The sequence below is a fragment of the Ruegeria sp. BHSA162 genome, assembly GCF_059613385.1.
In genome coordinates this window covers 1-23,746 of sequence record NZ_JBXWSK010000055.1, presented here as the reverse complement: position 1 = coordinate 23,746, position 23,746 = coordinate 1, and the positions used below count along the sequence as shown (strand labels likewise).

Sequence of the window (23,746 nt, the reverse complement as noted above, 5' to 3'; positions counted from 1 at the left end):
TGAAGACGGAACCTTCGGCGCTCATCTGCACCTCGATCAGTTTGCCCGAACCGGTCATGATGAAGTTGCCGTCAACGCCGGCCTCGCTGTCTTCGGGATAGTCCAGGTCCAGAACGGGCTGGCCGGCATAGATGCCGCAGGATACGGCGGCGACCGGATCGACCAGCGGGTCCGAGATCACGTCACCGGCCTTCATCAGCTTGTTCACCGCCAGCCGCAGCGCGACCCAGCCGCCGGTGATCGAGGCGCAGCGGGTGCCGCCATCGGCCTGCAGCACGTCACAATCCACGGTGATCTGGCGTTCGCCCAAGGCGACGCGGTCGACCCCGGCGCGCAGGGCGCGGCCGATCAGGCGCTGGATCTCGACGGTCCGGCCACCCTGTTTGCCACTGGCGGCCTCACGCCGCATCCGGGTGTTTGTCGCGCGGGGCAGCATGCCGTATTCGGCGGTGACCCAGCCCAGGCCCGACCCCTTGATAAAAGGCGGCACGCGATCCTCGATCGTGGCGGTACACAGAACATGGGTGTCGCCGTTCTTGATCAGGCAGGAACCTTCGGCATGTTTGGTAAACCCGGTCTCGATTGAAACCGGGCGCATTTCGCTTAAATCTCGTCCAGAGGGTCGCATGAGATATCCTTTGTCTGCTGGCTTGGGGATAACGCCCGGCATGGCAGCGATGCAACCCCGATTGACCTTTCTGTTGGCAGCTATTTAATGACCACCCAGCAAGGGAACCACCGATGAGTGAAGCGAGCAAAATTCTGGACGAGTTGAACGACCGGTCGCGGGAAGTGTTTCGCCTGATCGTCGAAAGCTATCTGGAAAGCGGCGAACCTGTCGGCAGCCGCACACTCAGCCGGTCGCTCAGTGAAAAAGTCAGCGCGGCAACGGTTCGCAATGTCATGCAGGATCTCGAGTTTCTGGGCCTTTTGGGCAGTCCGCATGTCAGCGCCGGCCGGGTGCCCACACAGGTTGGGCTGCGCATGTTCGTCGACGGCCTGCTGGAAGTTGGCGACCTGGGCGAGGACGACCGCAAGAAGCTGGATGAGACGCTGGGCAGCAATTCCGGTGATGTCAGCGGTATGCTGGATCGCGTCGGGGCCGCCTTGTCGAACGTCACGCATGGCGCGTCGCTGGTGCTGACACCCAAGCACGAATCCGAAATCAAGCATATCGAGTTCGTTTCCCTGGGCCATGGCCGGGCCCTGGTGGTATTGGTTTTCGCAGATGGCCATGTGGAGAACCGGCTGTTCACGCCACCACCGGGTCAGACGCCCAGTTCGATGCGTGAGGCGGCCAATTTCCTGAACGCCCTGATCGAGGGCCGGAAACTGTCCGATGTGCGCCGGATGATCCAGACCGAGATTGCGGCGCGCAGGCAAGAGATCGACGTGCTGGCCCGCGAGCTTGTGGAAAGCGGCCTTGCGGCCTGGGAGGGCGAGGCGTCGGACTCGGCGCGTCTGATCGTGCGTGGTCGGGCGAATCTGCTGGGCGACACCGGTCAGGAAGAGGAGCTGGAGCGAATCCGGGTCCTGTTTGACGATCTGGAACGCAAGCGTGACATAGCCGAATTCCTCGAATTGACCGAGGAAGGCGAAGGCGTGCGCATTTTTATCGGCTCGGAGAACAAACTTTTCTCACTTTCGGGTTCCTCTTTGGTGGTGTCTCCTTATATGAACGCTGATCGAAAGATAATCGGCGCCGTTGGCGTGATCGGGCCGACCCGTTTGAACTATGGGCGGATCGTGCCGATCGTGGACTATACGGCGCAACTGGTTGGGAAACTGATTTCCGATCGGAGCTAGAGGGTAAAAGATGGCAGAGCCGAAGAACGAAGACTTTCTGGACGACATTGCAACTGCCGAGGCGGAAGAACTGGCCGAGGAGATGGCCGAGATCAGCGAAGAAGCGCTGGAACTGGATGCCCTGAAGGCCGAGCGCGACGAGTTGCGCGACAAGTTCATGCGCGCCCTGGCGGATGCGGAAAACGCACGCAAGCGTGGCGACAGGGCCCGCCGTGAGGCCGAACAGTATGGTGGGTCCAAATTGGCGCGCGACATGCTGCCGGTCTACGACAACATGAAACGAGCGCTCGAGGCGGCTACGGACGAGCAGAAAGAGGTCGCAGCCGGCCTGATCGAAGGTGTCGAGCTGACCATGCGCGTGTTGAAGGACGTATTCCAGAAACACGGGATCGAGGTGATCACACCCGAGGTTGGCGACAAGTTCGACCCGAATCTGCACGAAGCCATGTTCGAAGCCCCTGTGCCGGGCACCAAAGCGGGCGAGATCATCCAGGTCTCGGCCGAAGGGTTCATGCTGCATGACCGCCTGCTGCGTCCGGCGCAGGTGGGGGTCAGCTCGACCCCGGCCAGCTGACGGGCCAGAGCTTCACTGACAATTGAATGGGGCGGTCAGGATTTGGCCGCCTCTTTCAGTTTGTAGATCAGGTCCAGCGCTTCGCGCGGGGTCAACTCATCCGGCAGGATCTGGTCCAGCATGTCGGTGATTGGCGAGGCCTTCGCAACCGGTGGCGGCGGGGGCGGTGCTGCGGAAAACAGCGGCAGATCATCGATCAGCGCTTTTTGCTTGCCGCCCTCGCGCTCGGTCTTCTCCAACTGGTCCAGAACTACCCGTGCGCGCTCGACGACCGAAGCCGGCAGGCCGGCCAATTGTGCGACCTGCACGCCGTAAGAGCGGTCGGCGGCGCCCTTGTGGACCTCGTGCAGGAATATCACCTCGCCCTCCCACTCCTTGACCGCGACGGTGGCGTTTTCGACGCCCTCCAGCTTGCCGGCCAGCGCGGTCAGTTCGTGGTAATGCGTGGCGAACAACGCCCGGCAGCGGTTGGCGGCGTGCAGATGTTCCAGCGTGGCCCAGGCGATGGACAGGCCGTCATAGGTGGCGGTGCCGCGCCCGATCTCATCGAGGATCACCAGCGCCCGGTCATCGGCCTGGTTGAGGATCGCCGCGGTTTCGACCATCTCGACCATGAAGGTCGACCGGCCCCGCGCCAGATCGTCGGAGGCACCCACGCGGCTGAACAACTGGCTGACCAGTCCGATATGCGCGCGTTCGGCTGGAACGAAACTGCCCATTTGCGCCAGCAGCGCGATCAGCGCGTTCTGGCGCAGGAAGGTCGATTTACCCGCCATGTTCGGACCGGTCAGCAACCAGATGGCCGCTCCGTCCTCTGCGCTGAGGTCGCAGTCATTGGCGATGAAAGCATCACCGGATTGCTGGCGCAGCGCGTGTTCCACCACCGGGTGGCGGCCTGCGACGATGTCGAAGGCGCGCGAGCTGTCCACCTGCGGGCGGCACCAGTTCTCGCCCCGCGCCAGATCGGCCAGCGCGGTGGTCAGGTCCAGCTCGGCCAGCCCGCGCGCGGCCTGATTGATGCGGCCAGCCTGCGCCAGAATCTCGTCAGAAAGCCTTTGATAGAGCCGCTTTTCGATCTCAAGCGCCAGGTTTCCGGCGTTCAGGATGCGGGTTTCGATCTCGCTGAGCTCAACCGTAGTGAACCGCACCTGGTTGGCGGTGGTCTGGCGGTGGATATAGGTCTCGCTAAACGGCGGGTTCAGCATCTTTTCGGCATGGGTGGCCGTGGTTTCGATGAAATAGCCCAGCACGTTGTTGTGCTTGATCTTCAACGAGGCGATGCCGGTATGTTCCGCGTATTTCTGCTGAAACCCGGCAATGACCGAGCGGCCTTCGTCCCGCAGGGTGCGGGCCTCGTCCAGCTCGGCGTCGAAACCGGGGGCGATGAAGCCGCCATCGCGCACCAGCAGTGGCGGGTCGGCGACCAGCGCCTGATCCAGCAGGTCGAGCAGATCGTCGAAGCCCACGAGGTTCTGCTCCGCGGTTGCCAGCAGCACGGGCAGGTCCTGACCGGCGCAGATTTCGGCAATGGCCTGCGCCTGGGCCAGCCCGTTGCGGATGGCGGCCAAGTCGCGCGGGCCGCCGCGTTCCAGCGACAGGCGCGACAGGGCGCGGTCCAGATCGGGCGTCTTGCGCAGCGCCTCGCGCAGATCGGCGGCGATCAGGCTGTCCTGGGCGGCAAAATCAACCGCGTCCAGCCGCGCGTGGATCACATCCAGATTGCGCGAGGGGCTGGACAGGCGTTGTTCCAGCAGGCGCGCGCCGCCCGGAGTCACCGTGCGGTCCACCACCGACAGCAGCGATCCGGACCGTCCGCCCGACAAGGACCGTGTCAGTTCCAGGTTCCGGCGGGTGGCCGCGTCGATCTGCACGACGCGATCTTCGGATTCTTTCAGCGGCGTTTGCAACAGGGGCAATTTGCCCTTCTGCGTGATCTCCAGGTAATCGATCAGCGCGCCCATCGCGGACACTTCGGCGCGTCCAAAGCTGCCGAACGCGTCCAGCGTGCCCACGTGAAACAACCCGCAGATGCGTTTTTCTGCCGCACTGCTGTCGAAACTGGCCCGCCCGATGGGGGTGAGCGCGACGCCCAGGTCTTCGACCGTGTCGCGCAGACCGGCCTCAGTGCCGTCGGCCACGATCAGCTCGGACGGGGCCAGCCGGGCCAGCTCGGGGCTGAGGCGGACCGAGGTCAGCGGCATCACGTGAAACGCCCCGGTCGAGATGTCGGCCCAGGCCAGCGCGGCCTCGTCGCGCACCTCGGCATAGGCGGCCAGAAAATTGTGGCGGCGCGCCTCCAGCAGGGCGTCTTCGGTCAGGGTGCCGGGGGTGACAAGGCGCACGACATCGCGCTTTACCACCGATTTAGAGCCTCTTTTTTTGGCCTCGGCCGGGCTTTCCATCTGTTCGCAGACCGCGACGCGAAAGCCCTTGCGGATCAGCGTCAGCAGATAGCCCTCGGCCGAATGCACCGGCACGCCGCACATGGGGATGTCGTCGCCATTGTGCTTGCCGCGCTTGGTCAGGGCGATGTCCAGCGCCTCGGCGGCGTTCACGGCGTCTTCAAAGAACATCTCGTAGAAATCGCCCATGCGGTAGAACAGCAGGGCGTCTTTGTGGGCCTCTTTGATTTCCAGGTATTGCGCCATCATCGGCGTGACGTTGGACAAGGCTGCTCCCCTCTGGCGTATTCCGGCGCGACCTTACAAATCCCCCAACCGCGACGAAAGGTGAAATCGCATAGTCGTTGAGGCGCGCCCGCGCCTGCGGTATGAGGCGAAAAGCCCCGAAGTCATGGAACCGACCGTCAAAATGCCCAAAGCGAAGATCACCAAAGAAGAGGCGCTGGCCTTTCACCTGGAACCCACCCCCGGAAAGTGGGAGGTGCAGGCCACCGTTCCCATGACCACCCAACGCGATCTGTCGCTGGCCTACAGCCCCGGCGTGGCGGTTCCGTGTGAAGCCATCGCTGAGAACCCCGAGACCGCCTATGACTATACCAACAAGGGCAACCTTGTGGCCGTGATCTCGAACGGGACGGCGGTTCTGGGGCTGGGCAATCTGGGCGCGTTGGGGTCCAAGCCGGTGATGGAGGGAAAATCGGTCTTGTTCAAGCGGTTCGCCGACGTGAACTCGATCGACATCGAACTGGACACCGAGGACCCGGACGAATTCTGCCGCGCGGTCAAGCTGATGGGGCCGACCTTTGGCGGCATCAACCTGGAAGACATTAAGGCGCCCGAGTGCTTCATCATCGAACAGCGCCTGAAAGAAGAGATGGACATCCCCGTCTTTCACGACGACCAGCACGGCACGGCGGTGATCTGTGCGGCGGGGTTGATCAACGCGCTGCACATCTCGGGCAAGAAGATCGAGGACGTGAAGATCGTTCTCAACGGGGCCGGGGCGGCGGGGATCGCCTGTATCGAACTGCTCAAGGCGATGGGCGCCCGGCATGAAAACTGCATCGTCTGCGACACCAAAGGCGTGATCTATCAGGGCCGGACCGAGGGCATGAACCAGTGGAAATCGGCGCATGCGATTTCGACCGAGCTGCGCACGCTGGAAGAGGCCATGAAGGGCGCCGACGTGTTTCTGGGCGTATCCGTCAAGGGCGCGGTCACGCAGGAGATGGTCGCCAGCATGGCCGACAATCCGGTGATCTTCGCCATGGCCAACCCCGATCCGGAAATCACCCCGGAAGAGGCGCACGAGGTGCGCGTTGACGCGATCGTGGCCACCGGGCGCAGCGACTACCCCAACCAGGTCAACAACGTTCTGGGCTTTCCCTACCTGTTCCGCGGGGCGCTGGACATTCACGCCCGCGCCATCAATGACGAGATGAAGATCGCCTGCGCCCACGCGCTGGCCCGTCTGGCGCGCGAGGACGTGCCCGACGAGGTGGCGCTGGCTTATGGCAAATCGCTGACCTTCGGGCGCGACTACATCATTCCCACGCCATTTGATCCGCGCCTGATCTATCGCATTCCGCCGGCCGTCGCGAAGGCGGGGATGGACACCGGCGCGGCCCGGCGGCCGATCATTGACATGGAGGCTTATGAGCTGAGCCTCAAGTCGCGTATGGACCCGACCGCCAGCATTCTGCGTGGCCTGAACGCCCGGGCCCGCGCGGCGCAAAGCCGGATGATCTTTGCCGAGGGCGACGATCCGCGGGTTTTGCGCGCGGCGGTGACGTATCAGCGGTCGGGCTTCGGCAAGGCGCTGGTCGTGGGCCGGCCCGACGACGTGAAGACCAAGCTGGAAGCCGCCGGTCTGGGCGACGCGGTGCGCGAATTGGAGGTGGTCAACGCCGCCAACACCACGCATCTCGATGCCTACAAGGACTTTCTGTACCAGCGGTTGCAGCGCAAAGGCTTTGACCGCAAGGACATCCACCGCCTGGCCGCGCGCGACCGGCATGTGTTCTCGGCCCTGATGCTGGCGCATGGGCATGGCGACGGTCTGGTGACCGGGGCCACCCGCAAATCGGCGCATGTGCTGGACCGCATCAGCCATGTGTTCGACGCCGACGCCGCCCATGGCGCCGCCGGGATCACCGCGCTGCTGCACAAGGGCCGGATCGTGCTGATCGGCGACACGCTGGTGCATGAATGGCCCGACGAGAACGATCTGGCGACGATTGCCGAACGCGCCGCCACGGTTGCCCGCCACATGGGGCTGGAGCCTCGGGTGGCCTTCGTCAGCTTCTCGACCTTCGGCTATCCGGTCTCCGAGCGGACCGAAAAGCTGTACAAAGCCCCGCAAGTGCTGGAGGCGCGCGGCGTCGATTTCGAATACGAAGGCGAAATGACCGTCGACGTGGCGCTGAACGCCCACCAGCAAGAGGCCTATCCCTTCTGCCGCCTGACCGGGCCTGCCAACATCCTGATCGTGCCCGCGCGGCACTCGGCCTCGATTTCCACCAAGCTGATGCAGGAGATGGCCGGAGCCACGGTGATCGGCCCGATCCTGACCGGCATCGACAAGCCGATCCAGATCTGTTCGACCGGCTCGACCGCGAATGACATCCTGAACATGGCCATCCTGGCCTCGTGCGACATGGCGTGATCCGATGGCAATCTGGAACCTGGGCTCGATCAATGCCGACATGGTCTATGCGCTGCCGCACCTGCCGGCGCCGGGTGAAACCCTTGCGGCCAGCGGTTTGCAGCGGTTTCTGGGCGGCAAGGGCGCGAACATGTCGGTTGCGGCGGCACGGGCCGGGGCGCATGTGCGCCACATCGGCGCCGTGGGGGCCGACGGGCTGTGGGCGCGCGACCGGTTGACCGAATACGGGGTCGACACGCGGCACATCGCGCAGGTCGATCAGCCCACGGGCCATGCGATCATCGCCGTGGATGCGCAGGGCGAAAACCTGATCATCCTGTACCCCGGCGCCAACCATGCGATCGGAGCCGGTCAGGTTTCCGCCGCGCTGGCAGACTCTGACACGGGCGGTCTTCTGGTGTTCCAGAACGAGACCACCGCACAGGTCGAGGCCGCGAAGCTGGGCCGCGAGCGGGGTCTGACGGTGTGCTGTGCCGCAGCCCCCTTCAGCGCAACGGCGGTGCAGGCGGTGCTGCCCTATCTGGATTTCCTGATCCTGAACGAGGTCGAGGCCGCCCAGCTGCAACAGGCCACAGGGATGGCTCCGGCCGATCTGCCGGTCGAGCATGTGATCGTCACGCTGGGGTCAAAAGGCGCCCGCTATCATCAACGCGGGCAGGCGGCGGCAGAGTTTCCTGCCCACAAGGTCAAGGCCGTGGACACGACCGGGGCCGGGGACACCTTTACCGGATATGTTCTGGCGGGAATGGACCGGGGGATGCCGATGGCGCAGGCCATCACCCAAGCCAACCGGGCCGCTGCCCTGATGGTGATGCGGCCTGGTACGGCGGACGTCATTCCCGATCTGAAAGAGGTGCTCGAGGCCGCGCTGGATTAAGATCCGGCAAACGGCGCGGCGTTGCCCCACAATTGCCGGACCCGTGCATCGCGGCCGCAGGCCTTGCGATAGGCCTTGTAGGCATTCAGCTGGCGTTTCGGCCCGAACCGGGTGAACACCAGCTTTTTGCCCTTGTAGTAATCCTGATGATAGGCCTCGGCCGGATAGAACGCCCCAAGCGACAGGACCGGAGTCACGATGGCCTGACCCAGCGCACGCTGTGCTTCGGCCTTGCTGCGTTCAGTCAAAGCTTTTTCGCCTGTGTCAGAGACGAAAATCGCGGTGCGATAGCTGTCGCCCCGGTCACAGAACTGTCCACCGGCATCGGTGGGATCGACCGAGCGGAAAAACAGGTTCAGCAGGGTTTCACGGGAAACGCGGGCCGGATCGAAGGTGATCTGCACCGCCTCGTAATGGCCGGTGCCGCCGCTCGTGACCTGGCTGTAGGTGGGGTTCGGAGTCGTGCCGCCGGTGTAACCCGAAACCGCCTCGATCACGCCGGGCACGGATTCGAAATCGGCCTCGACGCACCAGAAACAGCCGCCCGCCACGGTCAGCGTCTCGGTTCCGGCCGCCGGGGAAGGCTGAGCGCGCAGGATCAGCGCCAGCGCAATCAGCGCAAACAGAAGGGTCAGCTTGATCTGGTCGAGGCAACGGGTCATGGCGGATCTCCTTTCCGCCTCAGGCTGCCGCGCAACGGGGCGGCTGACAATCGGCTGAAACCGTTTGTCACGCGGTGGTGAGACGAGTTTATCGCCTAGCCCAGCAACTGCCCCAGCTTCATCGCGACGCCCATGTCGCCCGAGATCTTGAGCTTGCCCATCATCACCCCGGTCATCGGGTTCAGCTTGCCGGTCAGCAGTTTGCCCAGGTTTTCGCGCGAGATGCGGATGGTGCAATCGGTTTCGCGGTCCTGGGTTGTGGCCGTGTTGTCGGCCAGCACGATCACGCCATCGGCGCCGCAATCGAATTTCAACGAGCCGTCAAAGCGTTTGTCGGCCAGCCCTTTCTGGATTCCTTCGGTGATCTCCTGCAGCATCCCTGCCTCCCTTTTTCGCACTTGCGTTTGGGGTGACAGAGGGCAGGGGCCGGGGCAAGCGTGACCTTACGGGAAACCGCTCAGCCCAGGGCCTGCTGCGTGCGCGGGCAGGGCTGCCCGTCATAGAACGCGCCCAGAACCTCCTGGAATTCAGGCGGAGCATCGGGCACGGCGGCGAACAGGGTCATGGACGACCGCAGCTTCTTGGCGTCCACCTTGCCCAGAATCTCGGCCGGGTCCTTGCCCGCGTGGGTCAGCATCAGCCGGGCCACCTCGGTCAGGCGGCGGCGCAATTCGGGATGGACCAGGTAGGCCGCAGCCTCGTCCAGATCCTCGATCCCGTAGAGCTGCGCCATATGCGACTGGCCCAGCTCGGCCAGTTGCGGAAAGACGAACCACATCCAATGGCTGGTCTTCTGCCCCTGTTCCAGTTCGCGCAGGACATCGGACCAGACCGTGTCCTGCGCTTCGATGAACATTTCCAGTTCGTCGTTTATGCCGTCATCCTCGGTCACTTGGACAACCGCTTGTCGCGCGCCGCCAGCAGCTTGAGCCGCAGTGCGTTCAACTGGATGAAGCCCGCGGCGTCTTTCTGGTCATAGGCGCCAGCGTCTTCCTCAAAAGTCACATGCGCCTCGGAATACAGCGAGTGATCCGACCAGCGGCCCACGGTCGAGGCCAGACCCTTGTAGAGTTTCACGCGGACGGTGCCGGTGACGTGTTCCTGGCTTTTGTCGATGGCGGCCTGAAGCATCTCGCGCTCGGGGCTGTACCAAAAGCCGTTGTAGATCAGCTCGGCATATTGCGGCATCAGCTGGTCCTTCAGGTGCATCGCGCCGCGGTCCATGGTGATGGATTCGATGCCGCGATGCGCCTCCAGCAGGATGGTGCCGCCCGGTGTTTCGTAGATGCCGCGCGATTTCATGCCCACGAACCGGCCTTCGACCAGATCCAGACGACCGATGCCGTGCTTGCCGCCGTATTCGTTCAGCTTGGTCAGCAGGGTGGCGGGACTCATCGCCTCACCATTGATGCTGACCGGGTCGCCTTTTTCAAAGCCGATCTCGATATATTCAGGCTCGTTCGGGGCGTCCTCGGGGTGGACGGTACGCTGATAGACATAGTCGGGCGCCTGTACAGCGGGGTCTTCCAGAACCTTGCCCTCGGACGAGGTATGCAGGAGGTTCGCATCCACCGAGAAGGGTGCCTCGCCCCGCTTGTCTTTGGCGATCGGGATCTGGTGCGCCTCGGCAAATTCCAGCAGCTTGGTGCGGCTGCTCAGGTCCCACTCGCGCCAGGGCGCGATCACCTTGATGTCGGGGTTCAACGCATAGGCCGCCAGTTCGAACCGCACCTGGTCATTGCCTTTGCCGGTGGCGCCATGCGCCACCGCGTCAGCGCCGGTTTCCTTGGCGATCTCGATCAGGCGCTTCGAGATCAGCGGCCGCGCGATCGAGGTGCCCAGCAGGTACAGCCCTTCGTACTGCGCATTGGCGCGGAACATGGGGAAGACGAAATCGCGGACGAACTCTTCGCGGATGTCCTCGATATAGATGTTCTCGGGCTTGATCCCCAGCAGCTCGGCCTTCTGTCGGGCGGGCTCAAGCTCTTCGCCCTGACCCAGATCAGCGGTGAAGGTCACCACCTCGCAGCCATACTCGGTCTGCAGCCATTTCAGGATGATCGAGGTATCAAGGCCACCGGAATAGGCCAGAACAACTTTCTTGGGCGCGGACATCTGACTTCCCCTTATGCGTAAGACGATTGGCCCCTAGCGGGTTTTCGACGTGGGGGCAAGAAGCTGTGGATTGACCGGGCGGCGGAATTGCAGTCAAACGGTATCAACCATGGATTGATCAAGGAAATTTCGGAATGCTCGGATGGAATATTTTTGCCCACTCGCTTCGGATGGTTTTTGGCAATCTCAAGCAGGTAGCGCAAATCGTTATCGGTCCGGCCGTAATTGGAACGGTTGCGATCATCGGCCTGTTCATGGTGTCCGGAATTCCACTCGAGGCATTCGATGACAATCCGAACGGGCTACCGCCGGGGGTGAACCCGGGGGCCATTGTTCTGTTCGCGTTTCTCCTATTCGTCGTGATGGTCCTCATCATGGGCTGGATCGCGGTGGCTTGGCACAGATACATTCTTCTGGAAGAGTATCCTTCCGGCGTGCTGCCTACCTTTCGGTTCGATCGCATTCTGGCCTATTTCGGACGCGGACTGATGCTCGGGATCCTGATGGCAATTGCATTCCTGCCGATGGGGATCCTGACAGGCATGCTGGGCGAAGGACTGATCGCCGTTTCGATCATCCTGACCATCGGCTACCTGGTTTTCCTGGCTATTTGCTTCTATCGGCTGTCCATCATCCTGCCGGCTGCGGCAATCGGCCAGCCGATCACGTTGGCCGAGGCTTGGAACAACACTCTGGGTACCGGAGGTACAATCGTCGTTCTTATCGTGGTCTCGTTCCTGTTTCAGTTTCTGGTTCAGCTGGCGATCGGAGTTTTGTCGATCATTCCGGTACTGGGTGTATTGATCGCCCTGTTTTTCGGGATTCTGATCCTGCCGATGATCAACGTCAGCATCCTGACCACGATGTACGGCGTGTTCATCGAAAAGCGCGAACTGGGCTGATCGCCCGTACACCGATGTATTCCTTGCCCTTGTCGGCCTGATGGGGCAGGGAATGCGGCATGAGTGATTTCATGACCCGCGCCCGCGCCGCCGAACAGGCGATGCGCACCGTGTTTCCTGCAACGCCGTTGCAGCGCAATGCCCATCTGTCCGAGAAATACGATGCCGACATCTGGCTGAAACGCGAAGACCTCAGCCCGGTGCGGTCCTACAAGATCCGCGGTGCGTTCAACGCCATGCGCAAGCAGCAGGGACAGGACCTGTTCGTCTGCGCCAGCGCTGGCAACCACGCGCAGGGCGTGGCCTTTATGTGCAAGCACATGGGGGTCAAAGGCGTGATCTTCATGCCGGTGACGACACCTCAGCAGAAGATCCAGAAGACCCGAATCTTTGGTGGCGACAACGTCGAGATCCACCTGACTGGCGACTATTTCGACCACACGCTTGCCGCGGCTCAGGACTGGTGCGCGCAGCAGGGCGGGTATTTCCTGTCGCCCTTCGACGATGACGACGTGATCGAGGGGCAGGCCTCATTGGCCGTCGAAATCGAGGAACAGCTGGGCCGCCTTCCCGATCACGTGGTGCTGCCGGTGGGTGGTGGCGGCATGTCCTCGGGTGTGGCGACATGGTTCGGCGACCGCACCCATTGCCTGTTCGTCGAGCCCGCGGGCGGGGCCTGTCTGCGCGCGGCGCTGGCGGCGGGCCATCCGGTGGCGCTGGACAAGGTGGACAATTTCGTCGACGGCGCGGCGGTGGGCCGGATCGGAGACAAGCCGTTCCAGCTGTTGCGTGACCGGCACCTGTCGGACGTGATCGTTCTGTCCGAGGACCGCATTTGCACCACCATGATCGAGATGCTGAACGTAGAAGGCATCGTGCTGGAACCCGCCGGCGCTCTGGCGATCGAGGCGGTGGGCGACGTCCAAAGCTTTGTGCGCGGCAAGACGGTCGTCTGCGTCACCTCGGGCGGGAATTTCGATTTCGAGCGTCTTCCCGAGGTCAAAGAGCGCGCGCAGCGCTACTCGGGCGTCAAGAAGTACTTCATCCTGCGCCTGCCGCAGCGGCCCGGAGCGCTGAAGGAATTTCTGAACATCCTCGGCCCCGAAGATGACATCGCCCGGTTTGAATACATGAAGAAATCGGCGCGCAATTTCGGTTCGGTCCTGATCGGGATCGAGACCAGCAAGCCGGACAATTTCCTGCGCCTGTTTGCGCATCTCGACGATGCCGGGTTCGTCTATACCGACATCACCGAGGACGAGACGCTGGCGCAGTTCGTGATCTGACCGATTACAGGATGTCCTTTAAGCCGGACATGAATTCCGCGCGCGAGCGGTCAAAAGCCGCGATGACCGCGTCCAGATCGACTTCCGCCCCATGGCCCGCAGCAGCGCGCCGTTCGCCATCCTGACAGAGTTTGGACAGGCTCTCAAAACCAAGGCTCAATGCACTGCCCTTGAGGAAATGCAGGTTCTGCTCAAGCGCGGATCGGTCGGTGTCCGACGTCAAGCGGCCCATGACCTCACCGACTTCATCCAGAAAAATCCGGACGACCTCGTCGAACTCCTCGGACCCGACTTCATCACGCAGCTGGCGCACCCTTGGCCAGTGTATCATTACCGTCCTCCACCTTGACCGAAACCGTCTCTGAATACCGGTCCGGGGTAAAATCCGGGTTAAGCCACTGCGGTGAACAGCTTTCATCGGTTGTTAAGCCGAGCGCCGTAGCTTTGCCCCACCCCAGTTGGAAAATACGCAGAGGTTTCGCGTGCGAGTGTCCAGCCAAATTGAGGCCAAGGCTGACCTGGATTTTGGAGCCATCCGGACGGTGCTGGTGGTCGATGACAGCCGCCTGCAACGCCGTATTCTGGTGGCATCGCTGAAGAAATGGGGATTCACGGTTGTCGAGGCCGACAGCGGTGAAGAAGCGATCGAGATCTGTAAAAAGGCCCTGCCTGATCTGGTGCTCAGTGACTGGGTGATGCCGGGCATGGGCGGGCTGGAATTCTGCCGCGCGTTTCGCGCGTTGGAGAACGACCAGTATACCTATTTCATCCTTCTGACCTCAAAAAGTGAGAAGCAGGAAGTCGCGCGCGGTCTGGATGCCGGTGCGGATGATTTCCTGATCAAACCGCTTGAAGCAGACGAGTTGCGGGCCCGCATTTCGGCAGGGGCCCGCATTCTTGATATGCAGCGCGAGCTTTCGGACAAGAACCGGTTGATCGAAACCGCATTGTCCGAACTGCGCCTTGCGCATGACGCCATCGACAAGGATCTGATCCAGGCGCGCAAGATACAGGAATCACTGGTGCCGGAACTCTATCGGGAATTTGGCAGGTCCCGGGTCAGCCTGCTGCTCAAACCCTGCGGCCACATCGGGGGTGACCTGGTGGGGATGTTTTCGCCGGGCGCGAACCGGATCGGGTTCTACAGCATCGATGTCTCCGGCCACGGTATCACGTCAGCAATGATGACGGCGCGGTTGGGCGGGTATCTGACCAGCCAGCATTTCGATCAGAACGTCGCAATGGAGAAGCGGTTCAACAAGTTCTACGCCTTGCTGCCACCCGAGCAGGTAGCCGCTATCCTGAATGCCCGCCTGATGGCCGACACGGGGATCGAGGAATATTTCACCATGGTCTACGCCATCGTGGATCTGCGCAACGGCCACCTGAGGATGGTTCAGGCTGGGCACCCCCATCCACTGCTGTTGCGCCGGACCGGCCGGGCAGAGTTCCTTGGGGATGGCGGCCTGCCCATCGGATTGCTGCCCGATGTGACGTTCCAGCAGACCGAAACCTATCTGCAGCGCGGTGACAAGCTGCTGTTGTATTCGGACGGCTTCACCGAATGCCGTGTCAAAAACGGTGATCTTCTGGATGAGGATGGGCTGCAACGGATGGCGCTGGAATGCCTAGGAGCGAACAGCGGGCCCGAGTTTCTGGACGACATGTTCTGGCGATTGACTCAGGGCATGCCGCCGGGAACGGGGATGGAGGATGACGTTTCAGCCGTGTTTTTCGAGTACAACGGAAACTAAAGCCCGGATAGATGCAGCCGCGCGAAGTGCCGGTCGCCTGCATTGCCCAACAAGTGAACCGCATCGCCGGTGTTCATCCAAACCGCTTCGTGAAAGGGTTCGGTCGGTGGTCCTTTGCGCTGCACCGGGCGGGCCCGGTAGATCAGACAGACCTTCTCGGCCCACAAATCATATTCGGGCATGTAGGTGAATCGCCGGAACGCACCAACCCGCCGCGGGTCCGCGATCGACCAACCGGTTTCTTCGAAAACCTCGCGATGCAGGGCGACAATTGGCGACTCGCCCGGGTCGATCCCGCCTCCGGGCAGCTGCAAGTCGGGTCCGGGTTCAGTCTGGCAGGTCAGCAGCAGGCTGGCCCCGCGCGGCAGCAGCGCATAGACGCCGACCCGGCGCGTGTATTTCCGCCCCGGTTCCGGGGTTTCGCCGAACCGTCTGATCATGTAAGGACCCTTTCAACCCCGAATGTACGACCTATATGGTGGCGATATGCCAACTTGCGGCGCTTAAGGAAACCCCATGTCTCTTGGAACGAAAATCGCGTGGGACGATACCGTCCTGCCCTTTCAACTTGATGTATCGGATATGCGTGGCCGCGTGGCCCGGCTGGACGGGGTGCTGGACGGCATCCTGAAGCAGCATAACTACCCCGCGCAGGTCGAGGCGCTGGTGGCCGAGATGGCCTTGCTGACCGCGCTGATCGGCCAGACCGTCGCGCTGCGCTGGAAGCTGTCGCTGCAGGTTCAGTCCAAGGGGCCCGTGCGGATGATCGCCACTGACTATTACGCCCCGCGAGAAGAGGGTCAGCCCGCGCAGATCAGGGCCTATGCCAGCTTTGACCGCGACCGTCTGACCGAAGGTGCACCCTTTGATCAGGTGGGCGAGGGATACTTTGCGATCCTGATCGACCAGGGCAAGGGGACGCAACCCTATCAGGGGATCACGCCGCTGGCCGGAGGATCGCTCAGCGCCTGCGCCGAGGCGTATTTCGCGCAGTCCGAACAGCTGCCGACCCGCTTCTCGCTCAGCTTTGGCCGGTCGACCGAGCCGGGTGTGGGCGAACGCTGGCGCGCCGGCGGCATCATGCTGCAGCACATGCCAAAGGCGTCTCCGTTTGTCGCCAGCGGCGAGGGTACGGGCGAAGTTCTGACAGCCGCCGATCTGGTCGATGGTCAGGAAGAAGAGAACTGGGGCCGGGTCAACATACTGCTGGACACGGTCGAGGATCTGGAAATGATCGGACCATCCGTGGCGCCGACCGATCTGCTGGTGCGCCTGTTCCACGAGGAACAGCCCCGCGTGTACGAGGCCCAGTCGGTGCAGTTCGGCTGCACCTGCTCCGAGGACCGCGTGCGTCAAAGCCTGTCGATCTACTCGGCCCAGGACATCGAGAAGATGACCACGGATGAAGGCACCGTGACCGCCGACTGCCAGTTCTGCGGCGCGCATTACGTGCTGGATCCGAAATCCGTCGGGTTCGAGGCAGAAGATCCGGATGCCGGCTGACCTGATCCCGCGTCTGAGCGCGGCGCTGGCCCGTCCCGGTGACGGGTCCAGCGACTTCGACCTCAATCCCGGGACGGTTCTGCCTGCGGGGCGCAAGCTGCGCCCCGCGGGTGTTCTGATCGCCGTGGACCTGGCCCGCGACGATCCGCGCCTGATCCTGACCAAGCGGTCTTCGGCCCTGAAACACCATCCGGGGCAGATCGCCTTTCCGGGTGGCAAGCAGGATGACACCGATGCGGATGTGACCGCAACCGCCGTGCGCGAGGCGCAGGAGGAGATCGGCCTGCCGCCGGACCTGCCACGCATTCTGGGTACCTTGCCGGTGCATGAAACCGTCACGTCATTCGCCGTGACACCGGTGGTGGCGGTTCTGGAGCGCGGCTTTGACCCGGTGGCCGAACCGGGCGAGGTTGACGAAGTATTTTCGGTTCCTCTTGCGCATGTGCTGAACCCTGCGAATTATGTGGTTGAATCGCGCATCTGGCGTGGAACACGGCGGTATTACTTCGCGGTGCCCTTTGGCCCCTACTACATCTGGGGCGCCACGGCCCGCATGTTGCGCGGGTTGGCGGCACGGATGAACGAATGATGCGGATCACCGAAGACTGGATCACGAACCCGGCCACGCAGAACGTGTGTGCGGCGCTGACCGAGGGCGGCGCGCTGGCGCTGTTCGTTGGGGGTTGCGTCCGCAATGCGCTGCTGGGGGCCCCGGTCTCGGATCTCGACATCGCCACCGATGCCCGCCCGCAACAGGTGATGGACCTGGCTGAACGGGCCGGGCTGAAGGCGATTCCGACGGGGATTGATCATGGCACCGTGACCGTGGTCAGCGACGGCAAACCACATGAGATCACGACCTTTCGCCGCGACGTCGAAACCGACGGGCGGCGCGCGGTCGTGGCCTTTTCGGACCAGGTGGAAGAGGACGCCGCCCGCCGCGATTTTACGATGAACGCGCTCTATTCCCGCCCCGACGGCACCATTCTGGATCCGCTGGGCGGCCTGCCCGACCTGCAGGCGCGGCGCGTGCGGTTCATCGGTGCGGCCCAAGATCGCATCCGCGAGGACTATCTGCGCTCGTTGCGGTATTTCCGGTTTCACGCCTGGTATGGCGATGCGCAGGCCGGGATGGACCCGGATGCTCTGGCGGCGATTGCGGCCGATCTGGACGGGCTCGACCGGCTGTCGCGCGAGCGGGTCGGAGCCGAGATGCTGAAACTGCTGGCCGCGCCCGATCCGGCCCCATCAGTGGCGGCCATGCGCAGCATCGGCGTTCTGGCGCATCTGCTGCCCGGCGCCGACGATCGGGCGCTGCCGATCCTGATCCATCTTGAATCACAGGCCGGGCTTGCCCCCGACGCGCTGCGCCGTCTGGCAGCCATCGCTGCGCCCGAGGTTGCTGGGACTCTGCGCCTCAGCAAGGCGCAACTGGCCCGCCTGACCCGGATCCGGGACGGCGCGCAATGCGGTGCCGGGGCGGCCGAATTGGGGTATCGGCTGGGCCAGCCAGACGGACAGGACGCGGCCCTTCTGCGCTGCGCCTTTCTGGAACAGCCCTGGACGGCTGAGACGGGCGCGGCCGTTGAAAAAGGGGCCGCAGAGACATTCCCGGTCAGGGCCGCCGATCTGCTCGGGCGCTACTCCGGCCCTGCGCTGGGCGCGAAACTGGCCGAACTGGAGAGCCGCTGGATCGCCTCGGAATTCACGCTGGACCGGGACGCGCTGCTGCAATATTGACGGGAAGTCTCAAAAGGGGATGACAAGCCCGCAGGTGTTCGGCTAGGTTGCGCCTGTCACATGGATGGAGGACTGCGAATGTATTACGGGATCTGGTTCGGCTAAAGCCAGAACACCTGACCCGTACGGGTGGTGTTTTGGCGCCATCTGCTTTCGCATTTTCAATTTTCCTGCTCAATCGGAGCACCTCCATGTTTCGCTATTTCGAAAACCTCGTAGACCCTTTTGTTGCATATGAAGAGGTGGACACGCCGCCGACGCGGCTGTGGCCTTTCATGCTGGATTATTCCCGCCCTTTTCGGCGCGTCTTCTTCTGGGCCGCGCTGATGTCGATCATCGTGGCCGCGGTCGAGATCGGGCTGATCTATTATATGGGCCGGGTCGTCGACCTGCTGGGCGGATCGCCGTCCGAAGTCTGGCAGGCCCAGGGGACCGAGCTGGTTCTGGTGGCGCTGTTCATCCTGTTCCTGCGCCCGATCCTGCATGTGCTGGACGTGCTGTTGCTGAACAATGCGATCCTGCCCAATTTCGGAACGCTGATCCGCTGGCGGGCGCACAAGCACGTTCTGCGCCAGTCGGTCGGTTGGTTCGAGAATGATTTTGCCGGGCGCATCGCCAACCGCATCATGCAGACCCCGCCCGCCGCGGGCGAGGTGGTGTTCCAGGTGTTCGATGCGATTTCGTTCTCGCTGGCCTATCTGATCGGTGCGGCGATCCTGCTGATGGCAGCCGATCCGCGCCTGCTGCTGCCGTTGCTGATCTGGTTCGCGCTCTATGCGCTGCTGGTGCGCTGGACGGTACAGAGGGTCGGGCCGGCGTCGCAGGCCGCGTCCGATGCGCGGTCCACGGTGACGGGCCGGGTGGTCGACAGCTATACCAACATCCACTCGGTGAAGATGTTCGCCCATGCCCAGCAGGAGCTCGACTATGCGCGCGAAGCAATCGAAGAGACCCGGCGCACCTTCCAGACCGAAATGCGCATCTTCACCATCATGGATGCCGTTCTGGTCGCGCTGAACGGCGTGCTGATCATCGGTGTGGTAGGCTGGGCCATTTACCTATGGATGCAGGGCAGCGCCTCGGTCGGGGTGGTGGCGGCGGCCACCGCGCTGACGCTGCGGCTGAATGCCATGACCGGCTGGATCATGTGGGCGCTAACCAGCTTCTTCCGCCAGCTGGGCGTCGTGGCCGAAGGGATGGAGACCATCGCCCAGCCCGTCGACCTGCTGGATGCGCCGGGCGCCAAGCCGCTGCAGCTCACCAAGGGCCGGATCGAGATCCGCGACCTGTCGCATCATTATGGCCGCGAGACCGGCGGGCTGGATCATGTCAATCTAACAATCCAGCCGGGCGAAAAGGTCGGGCTGATCGGGCGATCGGGGGCCGGGAAATCGACCCTCGTCAAGTTGCTTCTGCGGTTCTACGACGTGGAAAGCGGTGCGATCCTGATCGACGGGCAGGACATCCGCACCGTCACCCAGGACAGCCTGCGCCGCAATATCGGCATGGTTCAGCAGGACAGCGCGCTGCTGCACCGCTCGGTGCGCGACAACATCCTGTATGGCCGCCCCGATGCCACCGAAGACCAGATGATCGCCGCCGCCAAACAGGCCGAGGCGCATGACTTCATCCTCGACCTGCAGGACCCGCAGGGCCGCACCGGCTATGACGCCCATGTGGGCGAGCGCGGCGTCAAGCTGAGCGGCGGGCAGCGGCAGCGGGTGACGCTGGCGCGGGTGATCCTGAAGGACGCGCCGATCTTGTTGTTGGACGAGGCCACATCCGCCCTAGATTCCGAGGTCGAAGCCGCTATCCAGGAGACGCTATACGGTATGATGCAGGGCAAGACCGTGATCGCCATCGCGCACCGGCTCAGCACCATCGCCCAGATGGACCGCATCCTGGTGATGGACGGAGGCCGGATCGTCGAGGAAGGCACCCATGCCGATCTTTTGGAGCAGGGCGGTCTTTACGCCCAGTTCTGGGCGCGCCAATCTGGCGGCTTCATGAACCCCGAGGCCGCGGACGAGGCAGCAGAATGACGGTCGCAGACCTGATCAAACCGTTTGAACCCACCCAGACGCCCCCGCCGCAAAGGCTGGGGGCGTTCATTCGCTGGTGCCTGACAGGGGCCTGGCCCATGTTGTTCGCCGCTGCGCTGTTTTCGGCCCTGGCAGGCGCGATGGAGGCCGGAACCGCCTGGATTCTAGGCTGGGTGATCGACATCGCGACCGCCAGCGGCCCCGAGAACTTTCTGACACCGCGAAACCTGTGGATGATCCTGGGCGCCGTGGCGTTCTTCATGCTGATCCGGCCGCTGCTGTTCGGGCTGTCCTCGGTGTCGAACAATTATATCGTCATGCCCAACATCCCGCCGCTGGTCCTGGCCAAGCTGAACCGCTGGACGTTGGGGCAGTCGGTCACCTATTTCGACGACGATTTTGCCGGCCGCATCGCCCAGAAACAGATGCAGACGGCCAATGCCCTGACCTCGGTCGTATCGGAAACCATCAGCGCCATCGTCTTTGCCTTGGCCTCGCTCGTGGGATCTTTGCTTTTGTTAGGGTCTATTCATCCCCTCGTCATGCTGCCCTTCGTGGCTTGGCTGGCTGTGTATTTCCTGCTGGTGCGCTGGTACCTGCCGCGCATCCGTACACGCTCGGCCGCGCGGGCCGGAGCGCGGGCGATGGTGTCGGGACAGGTGGTGGACACGATCACCAACATCAAGACCGTCAAGCTGTTTGCCCATTCCGAGTTCGAGGATCAGGCCGCGCGCGACTCGATGGTTGCGCTGCGCGACAAGTCTCTGGCCTTTGGCAAACTGTCGGCCAGTTTCCGGTTCATTTTGATGACACTGGCGGGGCTTCTGCCGGTTCTGCTGTTGGGCGCGACGCTGTGGCTGTGGCAGGCCGGGTCGGCGACCACCGGGGATATCGTGGCGGCGGGCGCCATTTCGATCCGCATCGCGCAGATGACGGGCTGGGTCAGCTTTACCCTGATGGGGATCTACGCCCATGTGGGCGAGATCGAGAACGGCATGAAAACCCTGGCGCGGCCCGACCGGGTCGAGGATGCGCCGGACGCCACCGAGCTGACGGTGCCCGAGGGCCGGATCGAGTTCCGCGATGTCAGCTTTGCCTATGGTCGCGACGTGGGCGGAGTCTCGGACCTGACGCTGACGGTGCAGCCGGGCGAGAAACTGGGCATCGTCGGTGCCTCGGGGGCGGGGAAGTCCACCCTGGTTTCGCTGCTGCTCAGGCTCTATGACAGGGAAAATGGGCAGATTCTGATCGACGGGCAGGACATCGCCCGCGTCACGCAGGACAGCCTGCGCCGCCAGATCGGCATGGTCACGCAGGAAACCGCGATGTTCAACCGTTCGGCCCGCGACAACATCCTGTACGGTCGGCCCGATGCCACCGAAGACCAGATGATCGCCGCCGCCAAAAAGGCCGAAGCGCATGATTTCATCCTCGATCTGCAGGACGGGCAGGGGCGCAGGGGTTATGACGCGCATCTGGGCGAGCGCGGCGTCAAGTTGAGCGGTGGCCAGCGTCAGCGTATCGCGCTGGCCCGCGCGATCCTGAAGGACGCGCCGATCCTCGTGCTGGACGAGGCCACCTCGGCGCTGGATTCCGAGGTCGAGGCCGCGATCCAGACCGCGCTGCACCGGGTGATGGAGGGCAAGACCGTTCTGGCCATCGCCCACCGCCTGTCCACCCTCAGCGAGATGGACCGGATCATCGTTCTGGATCACGGGCGCATCGTGGAAAGCGGTCCGCATGACACTCTGCTGGCGCAGGGCGGGTTGTATGCGCGGTTCTGGCACCGTCAGTCGGGCGGGTTCATCCAGACCGAAGCCGCCGAATAAGGGTTTTGTTGGCGCATCAGCCCGGCTATCAGGCAGGCCATGACGCAGGAATACACCATTCTCCGCCTCGGGCATCAGGGCGACGGCATCGCCGAAGGCCCGGTCTATGCCCCCCGAACGCTGCCCGGAGAGCGGGTCACCGGCGCGCTGGACGGCTCGGCGCTGACCGATATCAAGGTGCTGACGCCGTCGGACGATCGGGTCAAGCCGCCCTGCCGCCACTACAAAAGCTGCGGCGGCTGCCAGTTGCAGCACGCCTCGGACGCATTCGTGGCCGATTGGAAGGTTGAGGTGGTGCGTACCGCCTTGGCCGCCCAGGGGCTGCAGGCCGAGATGCGCCCGATCCTGACGTCGCCACCGCAGTCGCGGCGCCGCGCCACCATCGCTGTGCGCCGCACCAAGAAGGGCGCGCTGGCGGGGTTCCACGGGCGCGCCTCGGACGTGATCACCGAGATTCCTGATTGCCAGCTGCTGGACCCGGCTCTGACCGCTGCCATCCCCGTGGCCAAGGCGCTGGCCGAACTGGGCGGCAGCCGCAAGGGCGTGTTGTCGGTCACCCTGACCCTGTCCGAAGCCGGACTGGACGTGGCGGTGCAGGGCGGCAAGCCGCTGGATGGCCCGCTGGAACTGGCGCTTGCGCAGGCGACTGAGCAGCACGGGCTGGCGCGGCTGGCCTGGGATGGCGAGGTGATCGCCATGCGCAACCCACCAAAACAGCGGTTCGGACCGGCCACAGTGGTCCCGCCGCCGGGGGCCTTCCTGCAGGCCACGAAAGATGGAGAACAGGCTCTGACACAGGCTGTTTTCGAGATTGTCGGCCCAGCCAAGCGGGTGGTTGATCTGTTCGCGGGCTGCGGCACGTTCTCGTTGCCGCTGGCGCAACGGGCCGAGGTTCATGCCGTTGAAGGCGCGGCCGACATGACCCGCGCGCTGGATCAGGGCTGGCGCAAGTCCACGGGATTGAAACAGGTCACGACCGAGGCGCGCGACCTGTTCCGCCGCCCCTTGATGCCGGACGAGCTGCGCCGTTTCGACGCCGTGGTTCTGGACCCTCCGCGCGCCGGCGCCGAGGCCCAGGTGGCCGAGCTGGCTCAGGCCCGCCGTCCGGTCATCGCCTATGTGTCCTGCAACCCTGTGACCTTCGCGCGTGATGCAAAAATTCTGGTTCAGGCGGGCTATGCCCTTGAATGGGTCCAAGTGGTTGACCAATTTCGATGGTCATCCCACAGCGAACTGGTGGGCAGCTTCAAACTGGCAGAGACCCCATGACCCGACAGGAGACCCTCCGCATGACGATCCGGCAGCGCCTGCAGGCCTTTGTCGAAAACCCGCGGTTTTCGCAGTTCATCACCGGCGTCATCCTGGTGAACGCGGTTCTGCTGGGTATGGAAACCTCGGACGGCCTGATGGCGAAATTCGGGCCGGCGATCGTGCTGCTCGACACCATCTGCCTGACCATCTTCGTGGCCGAGATCGCAGTGAAACTGGTGGCCAACGGGCGCCGGTTCTTTCTCAATGGCTGGAACATTTTCGATTTCGTGATCGTCGGCATCGCCTTGGTGCCCGGCGGTGCGGGTCTTTCGGTGTTG

At 63.3% G+C, this 23,746-nt stretch carries 22 protein-coding genes; 14 read left to right on the top strand and 8 right to left on the bottom strand.

Annotated elements, in window-relative coordinates; genetic code table 11:
• The coding region (rph, locus tag AC2FM5_RS14275; RefSeq protein WP_496736361.1) for a ribonuclease PH at window positions 1-628 on the bottom strand (628 nt) is incomplete at its 3' end.
• A gap of 113 nt (window positions 629-741) precedes the next feature.
• Between rph and hrcA the strand changes: the two genes are divergently transcribed.
• Together hrcA and AC2FM5_RS14265 are read left to right on the top strand one after the other, a co-directional pair.
• Window positions 742-1,806 carry a heat-inducible transcriptional repressor HrcA gene (gene hrcA / locus AC2FM5_RS14270; protein WP_496736359.1) on the top strand — a complete coding sequence of 355 codons (1,065 nt, stop codon included), beginning with the start codon at window positions 742-744 and terminating at the stop codon, window positions 1,804-1,806.
• Window positions 1,807-1,816: 10 nt separating this feature from the next.
• The gene (locus AC2FM5_RS14265) at window positions 1,817-2,380 is read left to right on the top strand and encodes a nucleotide exchange factor GrpE (RefSeq protein ID WP_093963902.1); all 564 of its coding nucleotides are present in this window, start codon (window positions 1,817-1,819) and stop codon (window positions 2,378-2,380) included.
• A gap of 35 nt (window positions 2,381-2,415) precedes the next feature.
• On the opposite strand, the gene mutS is transcribed toward AC2FM5_RS14265, so the two are convergent.
• The gene (gene mutS, locus AC2FM5_RS14260; RefSeq protein ID WP_496736365.1) at window positions 2,416-5,031 is read right to left on the bottom strand and encodes a DNA mismatch repair protein MutS; all 2,616 of its coding nucleotides are present in this window, start codon (window positions 5,029-5,031) and stop codon (window positions 2,416-2,418) included.
• Window positions 5,032-5,191: 160 nt separating this feature from the next.
• Here mutS and AC2FM5_RS14255 point away from each other — a divergent pair, with 160 nt between their 5' ends.
• Complete coding sequence (locus AC2FM5_RS14255) at window positions 5,192-7,447, top strand: NADP-dependent malic enzyme (protein WP_170391378.1); 2,256 nt, start codon at window positions 5,192-5,194, stop codon at window positions 7,445-7,447.
• Between the two features lie 4 nt (window positions 7,448-7,451).
• Window positions 7,452-8,324 carry a ribokinase gene (locus AC2FM5_RS14250; protein ID WP_496736356.1) on the top strand — a complete coding sequence of 291 codons (873 nt, stop codon included), beginning with the start codon at window positions 7,452-7,454 and terminating at the stop codon, window positions 8,322-8,324.
• Here the strand turns inward: AC2FM5_RS14250 and msrA are convergent.
• The 4 genes from msrA to AC2FM5_RS14230 all read right to left on the bottom strand — a co-directional run bounded on the left by msrA (window position 8,321) and on the right by AC2FM5_RS14230 (window position 11,101).
• On the bottom strand, window positions 8,321-8,986 hold the full coding sequence (gene msrA / locus AC2FM5_RS14245) for a peptide-methionine (S)-S-oxide reductase MsrA (RefSeq protein WP_170510640.1): 666 nt from the start codon (window positions 8,984-8,986) through the stop codon (window positions 8,321-8,323). The two genes, AC2FM5_RS14250 and msrA, sit on opposite strands and share 4 nt — an antisense overlap.
• Before the next feature lie 95 nt (window positions 8,987-9,081).
• Window positions 9,082-9,363 (bottom strand): SCP2 sterol-binding domain-containing protein, encoded by a 282-nt coding sequence (locus AC2FM5_RS14240; RefSeq protein ID WP_496736354.1) that lies wholly within the window; start codon window positions 9,361-9,363, stop codon window positions 9,082-9,084.
• Between the two features lie 80 nt (window positions 9,364-9,443).
• On the bottom strand, window positions 9,444-9,842 hold the full coding sequence (locus tag AC2FM5_RS14235; RefSeq protein WP_496736363.1) for a DUF1810 domain-containing protein: 399 nt from the start codon (window positions 9,840-9,842) through the stop codon (window positions 9,444-9,446).
• 32 nt (window positions 9,843-9,874) lie between these two features.
• Window positions 9,875-11,101: an argininosuccinate synthase gene (locus tag AC2FM5_RS14230; RefSeq protein ID WP_170433562.1), complete on the bottom strand. Its 1,227-nt coding sequence runs from the start codon at window positions 11,099-11,101 to the stop codon at window positions 9,875-9,877.
• Window positions 11,102-11,235: 134 nt separating this feature from the next.
• On the opposite strand from AC2FM5_RS14230, the gene AC2FM5_RS14225 reads away from it, so the two are divergent.
• The gene (locus tag AC2FM5_RS14225) at window positions 11,236-12,003 is read left to right on the top strand and encodes a hypothetical protein (protein WP_170364369.1); all 768 of its coding nucleotides are present in this window, start codon (window positions 11,236-11,238) and stop codon (window positions 12,001-12,003) included.
• Between the two features lie 59 nt (window positions 12,004-12,062).
• Window positions 12,063-13,289: a threonine ammonia-lyase IlvA gene (gene ilvA, locus AC2FM5_RS14220; RefSeq protein WP_170340699.1), complete on the top strand. Its 1,227-nt coding sequence runs from the start codon at window positions 12,063-12,065 to the stop codon at window positions 13,287-13,289.
• Between the two features lie 4 nt (window positions 13,290-13,293).
• Here ilvA and AC2FM5_RS14215 read toward each other — a convergent pair whose 3' ends face one another.
• A complete protein-coding gene (locus tag AC2FM5_RS14215) occupies window positions 13,294-13,620 on the bottom strand; it encodes an Hpt domain-containing protein (protein ID WP_480729028.1) in 327 nt (108 codons plus the stop codon).
• Between the two features lie 157 nt (window positions 13,621-13,777).
• Here AC2FM5_RS14215 and AC2FM5_RS14210 point away from each other — a divergent pair, with 157 nt between their 5' ends.
• Window positions 13,778-15,043 carry a PP2C family protein-serine/threonine phosphatase gene (locus AC2FM5_RS14210; RefSeq protein WP_496736351.1) on the top strand — a complete coding sequence of 422 codons (1,266 nt, stop codon included), beginning with the start codon at window positions 13,778-13,780 and terminating at the stop codon, window positions 15,041-15,043.
• Here AC2FM5_RS14210 and AC2FM5_RS14205 read toward each other — a convergent pair.
• Window positions 15,040-15,483: an NUDIX hydrolase gene (locus AC2FM5_RS14205; protein ID WP_496736349.1), complete on the bottom strand. Its 444-nt coding sequence runs from the start codon at window positions 15,481-15,483 to the stop codon at window positions 15,040-15,042. The genes AC2FM5_RS14210 and AC2FM5_RS14205 overlap by 4 nt on opposite strands.
• Before the next feature lie 76 nt (window positions 15,484-15,559).
• On the opposite strand from AC2FM5_RS14205, the gene hslO reads away from it, so the two are divergent.
• The 7 genes from hslO to AC2FM5_RS14170 all read left to right on the top strand — a co-directional run.
• Window positions 15,560-16,546: an Hsp33 family molecular chaperone HslO gene (hslO, locus tag AC2FM5_RS14200; RefSeq protein ID WP_093963913.1), complete on the top strand. Its 987-nt coding sequence runs from the start codon at window positions 15,560-15,562 to the stop codon at window positions 16,544-16,546.
• A complete protein-coding gene (locus AC2FM5_RS14195) occupies window positions 16,536-17,135 on the top strand; it encodes a CoA pyrophosphatase (protein ID WP_496736347.1) in 600 nt (199 codons plus the stop codon). Before hslO ends, AC2FM5_RS14195 begins: the two co-directional genes overlap by 11 nt.
• On the top strand, window positions 17,135-18,286 hold the full coding sequence (locus AC2FM5_RS14190) for a CCA tRNA nucleotidyltransferase (RefSeq protein WP_170434078.1): 1,152 nt from the start codon (window positions 17,135-17,137) through the stop codon (window positions 18,284-18,286). Before AC2FM5_RS14195 ends, AC2FM5_RS14190 begins: the two co-directional genes overlap by 1 nt.
• Before the next feature lie 191 nt (window positions 18,287-18,477).
• Window positions 18,478-20,328 carry an ABC transporter ATP-binding protein gene (locus AC2FM5_RS14185; RefSeq protein WP_496736345.1) on the top strand — a complete coding sequence of 617 codons (1,851 nt, stop codon included), beginning with the start codon at window positions 18,478-18,480 and terminating at the stop codon, window positions 20,326-20,328.
• Window positions 20,325-22,157, top strand: a complete 1,833-nt coding sequence (locus tag AC2FM5_RS14180) for an ABC transporter ATP-binding protein (RefSeq protein ID WP_496736343.1) — start codon at window positions 20,325-20,327, stop codon at window positions 22,155-22,157. Before AC2FM5_RS14185 ends, AC2FM5_RS14180 begins: the two co-directional genes overlap by 4 nt.
• Before the next feature lie 39 nt (window positions 22,158-22,196).
• Window positions 22,197-23,426 carry a class I SAM-dependent RNA methyltransferase gene (locus tag AC2FM5_RS14175; RefSeq protein WP_496736341.1) on the top strand — a complete coding sequence of 410 codons (1,230 nt, stop codon included), beginning with the start codon at window positions 22,197-22,199 and terminating at the stop codon, window positions 23,424-23,426.
• A 20-nt stretch (window positions 23,427-23,446) separates the two neighbouring features.
• Window positions 23,447-23,746: ion transporter (locus tag AC2FM5_RS14170; RefSeq protein ID WP_496736339.1), on the top strand; the 300-nt coding region annotated here is incomplete at its 3' end.